This is a genomic window from Streptomyces spiralis (assembly GCF_014654675.1).
GTDB lineage: Bacteria > Actinomycetota > Actinomycetes > Streptomycetales > Streptomycetaceae > Streptomyces > Streptomyces spiralis.
This window is the reverse complement of sequence record NZ_BNBC01000026.1, coordinates 13731-28276: the sequence shown is the minus strand read 5'-3', so window position 1 is coordinate 28276 and position 14546 is coordinate 13731. Positions and strand designations below refer to the sequence as shown.

At 72.9% G+C, this 14546-nt stretch carries 10 protein-coding genes; 7 read left to right on the top strand and 3 right to left on the bottom strand.

What is annotated here, in order from left to right; all coding sequences use genetic code 11:
* Positions 1-17: 17 nt before the first annotated feature.
* A complete protein-coding gene (locus IE318_RS25070; protein WP_189903855.1) occupies positions 18-902 on the bottom strand; it encodes an alpha/beta hydrolase in 885 nt (294 codons plus the stop codon).
* Between the two features lie 157 nt (positions 903-1059).
* Here IE318_RS25070 and IE318_RS25065 point away from each other — a divergent pair, with 157 nt between their 5' ends.
* On the top strand, positions 1060-2814 hold the full coding sequence (locus tag IE318_RS25065) for an NAD+ synthase (protein ID WP_030169430.1): 1755 nt from the start codon (positions 1060-1062) through the stop codon (positions 2812-2814).
* A 137-nt stretch (positions 2815-2951) separates the two neighbouring features.
* On the opposite strand, the gene panB is transcribed toward IE318_RS25065, so the two are convergent.
* Positions 2952-3827 carry a 3-methyl-2-oxobutanoate hydroxymethyltransferase gene (gene panB, locus IE318_RS25060; protein ID WP_030169432.1) on the bottom strand — a complete coding sequence of 292 codons (876 nt, stop codon included), beginning with the start codon at positions 3825-3827 and terminating at the stop codon, positions 2952-2954.
* A 220-nt stretch (positions 3828-4047) separates the two neighbouring features.
* On the opposite strand from panB, the gene IE318_RS25055 reads away from it, so the two are divergent.
* From IE318_RS25055 to IE318_RS25030, 6 genes are all read left to right on the top strand, one after another.
* Positions 4048-5637 carry an MFS transporter gene (locus IE318_RS25055; RefSeq protein WP_189903853.1) on the top strand — a complete coding sequence of 530 codons (1590 nt, stop codon included), beginning with the start codon at positions 4048-4050 and terminating at the stop codon, positions 5635-5637.
* Between the two features lie 115 nt (positions 5638-5752).
* On the top strand, positions 5753-6385 hold the full coding sequence (locus IE318_RS25050; RefSeq protein WP_189903851.1) for a TetR/AcrR family transcriptional regulator: 633 nt from the start codon (positions 5753-5755) through the stop codon (positions 6383-6385).
* Positions 6386-6560: 175 nt separating this feature from the next.
* On the top strand, positions 6561-7619 hold the full coding sequence (locus tag IE318_RS25045) for an endonuclease/exonuclease/phosphatase family protein (protein ID WP_189903849.1): 1059 nt from the start codon (positions 6561-6563) through the stop codon (positions 7617-7619).
* A 91-nt stretch (positions 7620-7710) separates the two neighbouring features.
* On the top strand, positions 7711-8940 hold the full coding sequence (locus tag IE318_RS25040) for an MFS transporter (protein ID WP_189903847.1): 1230 nt from the start codon (positions 7711-7713) through the stop codon (positions 8938-8940).
* Between the two features lie 478 nt (positions 8941-9418).
* Positions 9419-10444 carry an ATP-binding cassette domain-containing protein gene (locus IE318_RS25035; protein WP_189903845.1) on the top strand — a complete coding sequence of 342 codons (1026 nt, stop codon included), beginning with the start codon at positions 9419-9421 and terminating at the stop codon, positions 10442-10444.
* Entirely contained in the window at positions 10441-11268 is an 828-nt protein-coding gene (locus tag IE318_RS25030; protein WP_030169441.1) for an ABC transporter permease, read from the top strand. Before IE318_RS25035 ends, IE318_RS25030 begins: the two co-directional genes overlap by 4 nt.
* A gap of 23 nt (positions 11269-11291) precedes the next feature.
* Here IE318_RS25030 and IE318_RS25025 read toward each other — a convergent pair.
* On the bottom strand, positions 11292-14546 hold a 3255-nt coding region (locus tag IE318_RS25025), incomplete at its 5' end, for a BTAD domain-containing putative transcriptional regulator (protein ID WP_189903843.1).

Below are 14546 nucleotides of genomic sequence, written 5' to 3'. Positions count from 1 at the left end.
GCCCATGGAGCGCACCCTCAGCACCCGCGCGCCCGCTCCTCCTCCGCGAGGGGCGGGCGCGCCTGCGTGTGCAGGACGGCTTCGGCAACGTCTTGCGGGTGGTCGAGCATGAGGAGGTGGCCGGACGGGGAGCTGACGCGCAGGGTGCCGTTCAGGTGGGTGGCGAGGGCGCGCTGCCTCGCCAGCCAGCGCGCCCGCCGGTGTGCCGGGCGGCGCGGGTCGTCCGCGGCGAGCACGGTGACGGGCAGGCCGGGCGGCAGGGGGCGGCGCCGGCGCAGCGCGGCGAGCGCGACGGCCTGGTCGGTGTAGGTGGCGTTCTCGGCGAGCGCCGCGTGCAGCCAGCGGCCGGTGGAGTAGGCGCGCCGGACCGCGTCGTACGGTGCCGGGTCCTGCCCGCCCACCCGGCCCGCCCGGACGGCCGCCCGGCGCAGCGGCGGGCCGGCCACGCGGGGCAGTCCGGCCGCGCTCACGAGCGTGGCGTACGCGCGCGTGGCGGTGTCGCGGACCGCGCGCCCCCGGCGCGGGCGGGGGTCCTCCTCCACGCTGGAGTCGACCAGCACGAGCCCGGCGGCCCGCCCGGGGAACAGCCGGGCGAAGGCCTCCGCGTGGAAGCCGGCGAGCGAGTGCCCCACCAGCGTGACGGGACCGTCGAGGCGGAGCGTGTCGAGGACGGCCGCGATGCGCCGCGCCTCCCCGCCGAGTGTCGGCCAGCGGCGCGTGTGCCCGCTCAGGCCGAGCCCGGGGCGGTCGAAGCGGACGACGGTGCGGTCCGCGGCGAGCAGCGGCACCACGGGATCCCAGTCGAACCAGCACATCCCGAGCCCGGGGCTGAGGACGCACGGCGGCCCGCTGCCGTCGACGACCACATGGTGGACCACACCGTCGATCCCGATGAAGGTCATGACCGTCGCCTGGATTCCGGTCCCCTGGGTTCCATAGGGGCATCATGCCCCCCGCGCGGGCGTGGGGCGGTCCCGCACCGCGTGAGGGACACATCGCGTGGGGCGGCCCACACTCCGCGCCACCCCATCGCGTCGCTCTGACGATTACACTGGGCGCGTGCCTCAACTTCGCCTCGCCCTGAACCAGATCGACTCGCGCGTCGGTGACCTCGCCGGAAACAGCGAGGCGATCGTCCGCTGGACCCGGCACTCCGCCGAGCGGGGAGCGCATCTCGTGGCCTTCCCGGAGATGGCGCTGACCGGCTATCCCGTCGAGGACCTGGCCCTCAGGTCGTCCTTCGTGGAGGCGTCCCGCGCCGCGCTGCGTGCCCTGGCCGCCCGGCTCGCCGAGGAGGGCCTCGGGGAGCTCCCGGTGGTCGTCGGCTACCTGGACCGCGCCGAGACCGCCCAGCCGAAGTACGGCATGCCGGCCGGCGCGCCGCAGAACGCGGCGGCGGTGCTGCACCGCGGCGAGGTGGTGCTGAACTTCGCCAAGCACCACCTGCCGAACTACGGCGTCTTCGACGAGTTCCGCTACTTCGTGCCCGGCGACACCATGCCGGTGCTGCGCCTGCACGGCATCGACGTCGCGCTCTCGATCTGCGAGGACCTGTGGCAGGAGGGCGGCCGCGTCCCGGCCGCGCGCACCGCGCGCGCGGGGCTGTTGCTGTCCGTCAACGCCTCCCCCTACGAGCGCGAGAAGGACGACACCCGCCTCGAACTGGTCCGCAAGCGGGCCCAGGAGGCCGGCTGCACCACCGCCTACCTCGCCATGACCGGCGGCCAGGACGAGCTGGTGTTCGACGGCGACTCGATCGTCGTCGCCGCGGACGGAGAGGTGATCGCGCGGGCGCCGCAGTTCACCGAGAACTGTGTCGTCCTCGACCTGGACCTGCCGGCCGCGGCGCCGGACGCGCCCGAGGGCGTGGTGGACGACGGGCTGCGCGTCGACCGGGTCGTGCTGTCCGAAGAGCCACTGGCACCGTACGAGCCGGAGCACACCGGCGGCTACGCCGACCGGCTCGACGACGACGAGGAGGTCTACACGGCCCTGGTCGTGGGCCTGCGGGCGTACGTGCGCAAGAACGGCTTCCGGTCCGTGCTGATCGGCCTGTCCGGCGGCATCGACTCCGCCCTCGTCGCCGCGATCGCCTGCGACGCGGTGGGCGCGGAGAACGTGTACGGCATCTCGATGCCCTCGAAGTACTCCTCGGAGCACTCCAAGGACGACGCGGCGGAGCTGGCGCGGCGCACCGGGCTGAACTTCCGCACCGTTCCGATCGCGCCGATGTTCGGGGCGTACATGGACTCCCTGGGCCTGACGGGCCTGGCGGAGGAGAACCTCCAGTCCCGGCTGCGCGGCACGCTGCTGATGGCGGTCTCCAACCAGGAGGGCCACATCGTCCTCGCCCCCGGCAACAAGTCGGAGCTGGCGGTGGGCTACTCCACGCTGTACGGCGACTCGGTGGGCGCGTACGGCCCGATCAAGGACCTGTACAAGACGTCGGTCTTCCGGCTGGCGCAGTGGCGCAACCAGGTGGCGGCCGAACGGGGCGAGACTCCGCCGATCCCGGAGAACTCGATCACCAAGCCCCCGAGCGCGGAGCTGCGCCCCGGCCAGGTGGACACGGACTCGCTGCCGGACTACCCGGTGCTGGACGCGATCCTCGACCTCTACGTCGACCACGACAAGGGCGCCGACGAGATCGTCGCGGCCGGCTACGACGGCGAGCTGGTCGTGAAGACGCTGCGCATGGTCGACACGGCCGAGTACAAGCGCCGCCAGTACCCGCCGGGCACCAAGATCTCCGCCAAGGGCTTCGGCAAGGACCGCAGGCTGCCGATCACGAACGGCTGGCGCGAGAAGGCGTAACCGCCAGAGCGGCGCCGGTCCGGGCGCAGAAACGGGGAGGAGCCCTGGCCGACGGGGGAAGATCGGCCAGGGCTCCTCTTGGTGTTTCCGCAGTGGTCTCGGTGTCCCTGCAGTGGGTCCGGTGGGTCCGGTGGGGCCTAGTGGACGGAGTGCTCCTCCAGCGGGAACGTCCCGCCGACGACGTCCTCGGCGAAGGCCTTGGCCGCGTTGCCCATGACCTCGCGCAGGTCGGCGTACTTCTTGACGAACTTCGGCACGCGTCCGCCGGTCAGCCCGAGCATGTCGGTCCACACCAGGACCTGCGCGTCGGTCTCCGGGCCGGCGCCGATGCCGACCGTCGGGATGTGCAGCACCCGCGTCACCTCGGCGGCCAGCTCCGCCGGGACGAGCTCCAGCACGACGGCGAACGCGCCCGCGTCCTGCACGGACTTGGCGTCGCGCAGCAGCTGCTGGGCGGCCTCCTCGCCGCGGCCCTGGACGCGGTAGCCCATGGCGTTGACGGACTGGGGGGTCAGGCCGATGTGGGCCATGACCGGGATGCCGGACTCGACCAGCAGCCGGATCTGCTCGTGGGAGCGCTCGCCGCCCTCCAGCTTGACGGCGCCGACGCCGGCCTCCTTCACCAGCCGGGTGGCCGAGCGCAGCGCCTGCACCGGGCCCTCCTGGTAGGAACCGAAGGGGAGGTCGCCGACGATGAGGGCCCGCTTGGTGCCGCGGACCACCGCGGCAGAGAGCATGGTCATCTCGTCGAGGGTGACGGGCACGGTCGAGTCGTACCCGAGGTGGCAGTTGCCTGCCGAGTCGCCGACCAGCATCACCGGGATGCCGGCCTCGTCGAAGACGGAGGCGGTCATCGCGTCGTAGGCGGTGAGCATGGGCCACTTCTCGCCGCGTTCCTTGGCGAGGGCGATGTCGCGGACGGTGATGCGGCGGGTGCCCTTGCCCCCGTACAGCGCCTTGCTGCCGTCGGAGGGGCTGTTCTGAACAGTCTGGGCAGCCGAAAGCTGCGTCATTGCAACGGCTCCTTCGGTCATCTCGAGGCGCCCTGACGGCGTCCCCGGACTCTCCCCCATGGTGGCACCTCGTGCCGTTGCGGGCCAGAGGGCCCGCGTGTGCGCAAGATCTCGGAACGGGTCGTTCAGGTCTCCCGCAAGGGCGTCGGCCGTAAGATCTGAGTAAAGGATTTTCCGATACGAGACGGTCTCGTATCGGAAGTGCCCTAGGCTCGACGCCATGACTACTCCTGCCGTTCCCGCCTCGCGGATACCGGAAGCGGTGCACCGCCGCCGCTGGGCGATCCTCGGCGTTCTGATGCTCAGCCTGCTGATCGTGGTGCTCGACAACTCGATCCTCAACGTCGCCATCAAGACGATCGCGACCCCGGCTCCGACCGGCCTGGGCGCCACCCAGAGCGAGATCGAGTGGGCCATCAACGCCTACACCCTGGTCTTCGCGGGCCTGCTGTTCACCGCCGGCCTGATCGGCGACCGCCTCGGCCGCAAGAAGGTCCTGCTCGGCGGACTGCTGGTGTTCGGCATCGGTTCGGCCCTGGCCGCCGAGTCCGGCTCCCCGGGCCAGCTCATCGCCTTCCGCGCCCTGATGGCCCTGGGTGCCGCCTTCGTGATGCCCGCCACCCTCGCGGTGCTGATGAACGTCTTCGAACGTGAGGAGCAGCCCAAGGCCATCGGCATCTGGGCCGGCGGTGTCGGCCTGGCCATCGCCATCGGCCCGATCACCGGCGGCGCGCTGCTCGACCACTTCTGGTGGGGCTCGGTCTTCCTCATCAACGTGCCGATCGTGATCGTCGCGCTCGCCCTCATGGTGTGGCTGGTGCCCGACTCCCGCGACCCCAGCCCGGGCCGCCTCGACCCCATCGGCGTCGTCCTGTCCGTCGTCGGCCTGGTCCTGCTCGTCTACGGCATCATCAAGGGCGGCGAGCTGGCCGACTTCACCGACGCCAAGGTGCTGTCCACCATCGTCGCCGGTCTCGTCGTCCTCGCCGCGTTCATCGTCTTCGAGAAGCGCAGCGACCACCCGTCCCTGGACGTCACCTACTTCAAGAACAAGGTCTTCTCGGCCGCCATGAGCGCCATCGCGCTGGTGTTCTTCGCGCTGATGGGCGTCACGTTCTTCGGCGTCTTCTACACCCAGAGCGTGCGCGGCTACTCGCCGCTGGAGTCCGGCCTGCTGATGCTGCCGCTGGCCGCGGCACAGATGATCTTCGCGCCGCGCGCCCGGCTGGTCGTCGACCGCTTCGGCAACAAGGCCACCACCACGGCCGGCCTGATCGTCATCGCCGCGACGCTGGCCGCCTTCGCCGGCTTCGAGGCGGACACGCCGATCTGGCTGCTGGAGGTCGTCTTCTTCCTCATGGGCACCGGCATGGCGCACATCATGACGCCGACCAGCGTGGTCATCATGCAGGCCCTGCCCCGGGAGAAGGCCGGCTCGGCGTCCGCGCTGAGCAACACCTTCCGCCAGGTCGGCGGCGCGCTCGGCATCGCCGTGCTCGGCTCGGTGCTGTCGACGGCGTACCGTGACGGCATCGAGGGCAAGCTCGGGCTCCTCCCGCCCGGCCTGCGGGACACGGCCGGCGAGTCCATCGAGGCCACCCTCGGCGTCGCCGCGAAGCTCGGCCCGCGCGGCCAGGCCCTGGTGGACCCGGCCAACGACGCCTTCCTGCACGCCATGCACGTCACCGCGCTGTGCGGGACCGTGGTCGCGCTGATCGGCGCGGTCGTGGTGGCCGTCTTCCTGCCGGGCAGGACGACGCCGCCGCAGAAGGACAAGGAGGAGCCGGAGCTGGTGGCCGCGGTGGACTAGCCCGCACGGTCGACGGAGGCGGCGGACAGTCAACGGGGGCCGAGGGCCGGAGGTGCGCAGGCGCCGCCGGCCACCGGGTAGGAGAATCTCCCGGTACGACGAAAGGACGTCTCAAGTGAGCCTTGCCCACAGCCAGGCCGCCTCCGCCCCCGAGGCCCCCGCGCGCGGGCGCCCCCGCAGCGAGGCGGTGGAACGCGCCATCGTCGAGGGCGTGATGAAGCTCCTGGAGGACGGCGTTCCGCTCGCCGAGCTCTCCATCGAGCGCATCGCCCGCACCGCCGGCGTCGGCAAGGCCACCATCTACCGCCGCTGGAGCGGCAAGGAGGAGCTCTTCGTCGACGTCGTGCGCGCCGCCGAGCCCGCCGACCCCGAACTGCCCGGCACCTCCATGCGCGACGACCTCGTGGCCCTCCTGGAGCAGCTGCGCCGGCGCGGCCTGGTGAGCCGCTCGTCGGCGATCCTGCACAACGTCTACGCCCAGATGAAGAGCAGCCCGAAGATCTGGTGCGCCTACCACGCGACCGTCGTCGAGCCGCGCCGCAAGCTCCAGCGCGAGATCCTGCGCCGCGGGCAGGCCGGCGGCGAGCTGCGCGCGGACATCGACGTCGACCTGCTCAACGACATCTTCGTCGGCCCCATGCTGGTGCGCAGCGTGATGCGCCCCGACGCCGACCTGCCCGAGGGGCTGTCGGAGCAGATCGTGGACACGGTGCTGGAAGGGCTACGGCCCGTCAGTTCCCGTTCCTAATGTGCGCGTTTCGTCACAGACCCCGCTTCCGGCGCCGTAACCGGAACTCCGCCCGCCGACTTGTTCGTCCTCGTGCCCGTACGGCCGTCACAGGACGGCGGAACGGAGCCGATCATCCCCTAGGGTCGTAACCCACGGGGTGAACGGTGTGCACGGCAGGCAGTGAGGCGACGGTATGGCGCAGCAGGCGTACATGACGGAGACGGACAGCGGCGGCTCGGGGCCCGAGCCCCGGTGGGACCGGCTTCGGCGCCTGGCGAACCGCGTCTTCGACGGCTGGCGCGGCGACCGGCGGATCTGGCGCCGGGGCATCGTGCTCGCGGCCGTCGCCGTGGTGCTCGCCCTGGTGATGGTGCTGCACTCGCGCATCCCCAACCGCATCGGCAACCTCGGCAGCCTCACCGAGACCTTTCTGCCGTGGTTCGGCCTGCTGATCCCCGTCCTCCTCGTCCTGGCCCTCGTGCGCAAGTCGGCGACGGCGCTGATCGCGGTGGTGCTGCCCGCGATCGTCTGGCTCAACCTGTTCGGCGGCCTGCTCACCACCAAGACCGGCAGCGGCGGCGATCTGACGGTGGCCACGCACAACGTCAATGCCGACAACCCCGACCCGTCCGGCACCGCGCGCGAGGTGGCCTCCGCCGGTGCGGACGTGCTGGCCCTGGAGGAGCTGAAGGCGTCGGCGGTGCCGGTGTACGAGAGCGCCCTGGCCTCCACGTACAAGTACCACGCGGTGCAGGGCACGGTGGGGCTGTGGAGCAAGTACCCGCTCAGCGGGGTGCGGCCGGTGGACATCAGGCTGGGCTGGACCCGGGCCATGCGCGCCACGGTGGCCACGCCCGAGGGGCCGGTCGCTGTGTACGTAGCCCATATGCCCTCGGTGCGGGTGAAGATGAACGCCGGGTTCACCGCCGCCCAGCGCGACCAGAGCGCGGACGCGCTCGGCGAGGCGATCGCCGCCGAGCGGCAGCCGAAGGTGATCCTGCTCGGCGACCTCAACGGCACCATGAACGACCGTTCGCTCAACGCCGTCACCTCCCAGATGCGCTCCACCCAGGGCGCGGCGGGCGACGGCTTCGGCTTCAGCTGGCCGGCGTCGTTCCCGATGGCGCGGATCGACCAGATCATGGTCAGGGGCGTGGAGCCGGTGAGCTCCTGGTCCCTCCCGCGCACGGACAGCGACCACCTCCCGATCGCGGCAAGCGTGAAGGTCACCACATCGGCCACCGGCTCGTAACCTGCCGGAATACTGGGCCTGAGAGAATTTGTTCCGCAGCTGAACATAATAAGTCCCACGCTGTACGGAACCCACCCTCGAAAGGCCCTTCATGCCCCTGGCGTTGCTCGCCCTGGCCATCGGCGCGTTCGGAATCGGCACGACCGAGTTCGTGATGATGGGCCTGCTGCCCGACGTGGCGGACGACCTGCACATCTCGATCCCCTCCGCGGGGCACCTGGTCTCGGCGTACGCGCTGGGCGTCGTCATCGGCGCCCCGCTGCTGGCCGCGCTCACCGCACGGCTGTCCCGCCGGCACGTCCTGATCGGCCTGATGGCCCTGTTCGTCGCCGGCAACGCGCTGTCCGCGCTCGCCCCCGGCTACGACTCCCTCCTGGCCGCCCGCTTCCTGAGCGGCCTGCCGCACGGCGCCTTCTTCGGCGTCGGCGCGGTGGTCGCGACGGGCATGGTGCCGCCGGAGCGCAAGGCACGCTCGGTGTCCCTGATGTTCCTCGGCCTGACCGTCGCCAACGTCGCCGGCGTCCCGGTCGCCACGCTCATGGGCCAGCACCTGGGATGGCGGGCGACCTTCCTGGCGGTGAGCGCCATCGGCGTCGCGGCCATCGCCTCGCTGGCCCTGCTCCTCCCCCGCCACCACACCCCCTCGGCCGGCCACGCCCCGGCCGCCGGCCTGCGCGGCGAACTGGCCGCGCTGCGCTCGCTCCCGGTCTGGCTGGCCCTGCTGACGACGGTGGCGGGCTTCGGCGCCCTCTTCGCCGCGTACAGCTACGTCACCCCGATGCTCATGGACTCCGCCGGGTACGCCGAGTCCAGCGTGACCCTCCTCCTGGCGCTGTTCGGCGTCGGCGCCACGGCAGGCAACCTGCTCGGCGGCCGCCTGGCCGACCACTCGCTGCGCCGCACCCTGTTCGGCGGCCTGTCCTCACTGGCGGCGGTGCTCGTCCTCTTCCCGCTGCTGATGCGGTCCGAGTGGAGCGCGGCCCTGGCGGTGACCCTCCTCGGCATGGCCGCCTTCGTCACCGGCTCGCCGCTGCAGCTGATGGTCATGGAGAAGGCGTCGGCGGCCCCGTCCCTGGCCTCCTCCGCCAACCAGGCGGCCTTCAACCTGGCCAACGCGGGCGGTGCGTGGATCGGCGGCCTGTCCTTGGCCGCGGGCTTCGGAACGACGTCGCCGGCGCTGGCGGGGGCCGGGCTGGCCGTGCTCGGCCTGGGGGTGGCGGCGGTCGCGTACGCGGTGGACCACCGGCGGGCGCCCGCCACGCACCCGGCCCGCGTGATCGCAAGCCACGTCCCCGAGCCGGCCGGGACCCTCCACCGCTGAGCAACGTGTGAGTTGCCGTGGGGCGGGAGCGCTCCCCGCGCGTGCGGGGTGCCGCTGCGCCCACCCGTGCCGCCTGGGGGTACCTCCCAGGCGTTGAGCACTGGGGGAGGCACGACTGCCCGCAGCTGCGTCGGCACAGCGCTCCCCGCAGCTACGTGGGCACGGCACTGCCTTGCAGCCACCACGACGGCCGCAGCCGGCGCGGCGCGCTGGACGGACCCGCAGCCGCGCGACGGCGGGAGTGGGGCGTGGGGGTGGGGCGCAGCCCGCCGCGTACTGCGGTCCCTCCTCCGCCCACCATGGCTCCTCCGGGCCGTATGTCCGTGTGCGGCGGGCTGGCCCCGCCACCACGACCCCGCCCCACCCACACCCCGTAGGCGCCCCACCCCAGGGAACCGCAGGCGCTGTCGGCGGCTTGTCGGTCCGCTGTCGGTGGGCTGTCGGTGGTTTGTCGGTGGGGGCTGGGACAGTCGTTGGCATGACGCGAATCGACAACAAGCCCAGCGGCGCGGGCAACGCCGTGACCGTGCGGGGGCTGGTCAAGCACTACGGCGAGACCAAGGCGCTGGACGGCGTCGACCTGGACGTGCGCGAGGGCACCGTGATGGGCGTGCTCGGCCCGAACGGCGCCGGCAAGACCACCCTCGTGCGCATCCTGTCCACGCTGCTGGCCCCCGACGCCGGCCAGGCGACCGTCGCCGGCTACGACGTCGTCCGCCAGCCCCGGCAACTGCGCCGAGTGATCGGACTCACCGGCCAGTACGCCTCCGTGGACGAGAAGCTCCCGGGCTGGGAGAACCTCTACATGATCGGCCGGCTCCTGGACCTGTCCCGCAAGGACGCCCGCGCCCGCGCCGACGAACTGCTGGAGCGCTTCTCCCTCACCGAGGCCGCCCGCCGCCCGGCGAGCACGTACTCCGGCGGTATGCGCCGCCGCCTCGACCTGGCCGCCTCGATGATCGGCCGGCCCGCCGTCCTCTACCTCGACGAGCCGACCACCGGCCTCGACCCCCGCACCCGCAACGAGGTCTGGGACGAGGTCAAGCAGATGGTCGGCGACGGCGTCACCGTCCTGCTCACCACCCAGTACATGGAGGAGGCCGAGCAGCTCGCCTCCGAGCTGACCGTCGTCGACCGTGGCAAGGTCATCGCCAACGGTGGCATCGAGGAGCTCAAGGCCAAGGTCGGCGGCCGCACCCTGCGCGTACGTCCGGCCGACCCGCTGGAGCTGCGCCCGCTCGCCTCGATGCTCGACGACCTGGGCATCACCGGCCTGGCCTCGACGACCGTCGACACCGAGACCGGCTCCCTGGTCGTGCCGATCCTCAGCGACGAGCAGCTGACCGCCGTTGTCGGCGCGGTCACCGCGCGCGGCATCACCATCGCCTCCATCACCACCGAACTGCCCAGCCTGGACGAGGTCTTCCTGTCCCTCACCGGCCACCGCGCCAGTGCCCCGCAGGACGCCCGGCCCACCGACGCCCGCGAGGAGATCGCCGTATGAGCGCGACCACCGCAACCGCCACCGCCGGCGCCACCGCCGCCGACGTCCGGATCCCGCTGCGCGGGCATCTGCGCCACACCGGCGCCCTCATCCGCCGCAACCTGCTGTGGATCAAGCAGGACCCCGAGTCGATGTTCGACGCACTGCTGATGCCGGTCGTCTTCACCCTGCTGTTCGTGTACGTCTTCGGCGGCTCGATCGGGCAGGCCCTGGGCGGCGGTCAGGACGGGTATGTGCAGTACGTCATCCCGGGCATGATCGCGATGATGAGCATGACGCTGTCCCAGGGCGTCGGCACCGGCTTCAGCCAGGACTTCAACTCCGGTGTCATGGACCGCTTCCGGTCCCTGCCGATCGGCCGCGGCTCGGTGCTGTTCGCGAAGATCACGGTGGAGCTGGTGCGGATGCTGTTCGCGACCACCGTGCTGATGATCGTCGCCGTACTGGTCGGGTTCGACATCCACCGCTGGGGCGGTCTGTTCGCCGCTGTCGGCCTGTCCGCGGTGTTCGCCTCGTCGATCATGTGGGTGTTCCTCACCCTGGGCGTGATCCTGAAGAACGCGCAGTCCGTGCAGGCGATGGGCTTCCTGGTGCTGTTCCCGCTGCAGTTCGGCTCGTCGATCTTCGCGCCGACCAAGTCGATGCCGGGCTGGCTTCAGGCCTTCACCGACTACAACCCGCTCTCAACGCTCGCGGACGCGTCGCGCGGACTGATGATCGGCGGCCCCGTGGCGCACGACCTGTGGGTGACCCTGGGCTGGTCGGTGGCGATCACGGCGGTGATGGCGCCCGTGGCCGTCCACAAGTTCCGTACCAAGACCTGACGCGCCCGGCGGACCGGTACGGGTCACAGCAGGGCGGCGGCCTCCTCGGCGGAGAGCCCGCCGCCCTCCGTGTGCGCGGCCCGGTACTCCTGCTCGCCGAGCAGCGCCCGGATCCGCCGCACCGCCCGGTCGCGGCTGTGCCGTTCCAGGGACGAATGGACGTGCCGGGGCGGCAGCAGCGCGTCGGCGGCACCCAGGCAGCGGGCGGCGTCGCGGGCGCGGCCGCCGCCGTCCACGCCGGCCAGGGCCAGGGCGCCGACCGTCAGATAGGTCGAGCGCATCTGGGGCGCGATGGCCACCGAGAGGGGGTCCTGCGCCCGCTCCAGCGCCTGACGGGCCTTGTCCAGGGCCTCCTCGGCGCGGTCGTCGACCGCGTCCAGCCACGCCTCCATGCCCAGGATGAAGCCGTCGAAGACGACGAAGTGGGACAGGGTGAACTCCTCACGCAGCAAGCGCAGTTGCTCCCGCGCCTCGGCGGCCCGGCCGCTCGTGCTGAGCCGGCCCGCCAGGAACAGCCGGGCCGCGGGCAGCGCCTCGCTGACGGCGCCGGCCTGTCGCTCGATCACCTCGCGCAGGAGCCGTTCACCGCGCTCGGTCCGGCCGGCCTCCACCAGGGCACTGCCGAGCCGGGCGTTGAGCACCGCGACCTGGGCGTGGGCGCCGAGGCGCTCGGCGTGCTCCACGGCCGCCTCGTAGTCGGCGGCCGCCCGGAGGTGCTGGCCGCTGCGCTCGTGGGCCTCACCGCGCGCGGACAGTGCCTCGGCAACACCCCAGGCGTCGCCGAGGCGGCGGAAGATCTCCAGTGCCTCCTCGGCGTCGCTCACCGCGTCGCCCGCCCAGTCGGTGCGGTTGGCCAGCAGATTGGCGCGCATCTGGAGCGCGTTGGCCAGTTCCCACTCGAACCCGGGGGTGCTGCGGCAGGTGCGGACGGAGGAGTCGGTGATGGTGCGGATCCGGTCGATGTCGCCGGTCATGATCACGGCGAAGAACCACAGCATGCCGGGGCTGCGGCAGGTCTGCGGCTGTCCGGGCTCGTAGACCTGGGCGATGACCTGGAGTTTCCGTTTCGCCGCCGGGGACTCCCAGGCCTCCAGCTCGGTCTCCATGCAGGCGAGGTGGGCCAGATGCAGGCCGCGGCGGGCCTCGGCGAGGATCTCCCCGGTCATCGGTGGCGGGGCGTCGGTGCACCGCTGCCACACCGGGGCGGCGCGGCGCACCGGATCGGTGAACGGGTCCGGGCCGAGCGCCATGACCTCGCGGCACCAGTTGCGGGCCTCGATGCGCACGTCCCGCAGCTGCCAGTAGTGGACGAGCGAGAGGATCAGGCAGAGGCCCTCCTGCTCGTCGCGCTCGGCGACGGCGTGCCGCAGCGCGGTGCGCAGGTTCTCGTACTCCATCTCGAACCGGGCGATGGCGGTCCCTTGTTCGGCGCCGCGCAGCAACGGGTCGGTGGTGCGGGCGAGTTCACGGTAGTACGTCAGGTGGGCGCGCTCGGCCTGCCGGCGTCCGCCTCGCTCCGCCAGCCGCTCGGCCGCGTACTCGGCGACCGTCTCCAGCAGCCGGTAGCGCATCTCGCCGTCGGCGCCGGGGGCGGCCACCACGAGCGACTTGTCGACCAGCGAGCCGAGGGCGTCGAAGGCGACGGGCCCGCACACGGCCTCCGCGGCGGCCAGGTCGCAGCCGCCGGCGAAGACGGACAGCCGGCTCAGGACGTCCCGTTCCTCCTCGTCCAGCAGGTCCCAGGACCAGTCGACCACGGCCCGCAGGGTCTGCTGGCGGGGCAGCACGGTGCGGCTGCCCGAGGTGAGCAGGCGGAAGCGGTCGTCGAGCCGGTCGGCGATCTGGCGCGGGGTGAGCATCCGCAGCCGGGCGGCGGCCAGTTCGATGGCGAGGGGCAGGCCGTCCAGGCGCCGGCAGATCTCGGCGCAGGCCGCCGCGGTGCCCTCGTCGGCGTCGATCCGGAAACCGGGCCGTACGGCGGCTCCCCGGTCGGCGAGCAGCCGCAGCGCGACCGGCTCGGGCAGCGGTTCCACCGGCCGCAGCACCTCCCCCGGTACACCGAGGGGTTCGCGACTGGTGGCGAGGACGGTCAGGTGCGGGCAGCGGGCGAGCAGTTCCTCGACGAGGTGGGCGGCGGCGTCGACGACGTGCTCGCAGTTGTCGAGGAGGAGCAGCATGCGGCGCCGGGCGCAGTGCTCGACGAGCCGTTCGACGGGGTCGTCGAGCCGGTCGGCGACCGCCGCCCGGATCTCCTCCGCCCCGGCGCCGTAGAGCACGGTCTCGCGGGCGCCGACGGCTGTGAGCACGGCCGCGGGCACCCCGGCCGGTTCGTCGACGGGCGCGAGTTCGGCCAGCCACACCCCGTCCCGCAGGGCCGGCCGCACCCTCTCGGCGGCCTCCTGCGACAACCGGGTCTTGCCGGCCCCGCCCGGCCCGAGGAGCGTGACCAGCCGTGCGGCGCCGAGGTCGGCACGGATCGACTCGATGTCCGCCTCGCGGCCCACGAAGGAGGTGAGCCGGGCGCGGAGGTTGCTGGGCGGCCCGGGGGCGGGCACCGGGCCCTCCGGCCAGGCGGCATGGGCGGCGCGGTCACCGGCCACGGAAGCATGGTCACCGACGGGGACGGCGTGGTCACCGACCGGGACGGCGTGGGCGGAGTCCGTCCCGGTCCCGGTCCCGGCCCCCGTACCGCGTCCGCGGCCCGCGGCCCCCTCGCCGGTCGCCTCGCGCGGCGCCCCGCCGGCGCCGGGCGCCCCGTGCGCGCCGTCGCGTCCGGTACGGCTCCCCGTGCCCGCGAGCGGGCCCGTACCGCTCGCCTCGGCTTCCGGCGTGCCCTGCGGGCGCAGCAGCTCCCCGTGCAGCGCGCGCAGTTCCGATCCCGGGTCGGAGCCGAGGCGGTCGGCCAGCAGTTGCCGTACGTCCTCGTAGGCGGACAGGGCCTCGGCCGAGCGGCCCGCCTCGCGCAGGGCGCGCAACCGCAGGGCCTGGAGGGGTTCGTCCAGCGGGTGGGTGTCGCACAGGGCGGTCAGCTCCGGCAGGACCTGCTCGGCCTGGCCGAGGGCGAGCCCGGCGGTGAGCCGGGCCCGGCGCGCGTCCAGGTGGCGGGCCTCCCAGCGGGCCGCCTCGGCGGTGCCGTCGGGCAGGTCGGCGAGGGCGGGGCCGCGCCACAGGGCGAGCGCGTCGTCGAGGACGCCGGCCGCCTTCGCGGGGTCGCCGTCGCCGAGCGCGCGCAGGCCCTCGCCCGCCAGCCGCTCGAAACGGTGCAGGTCGACGTCGTC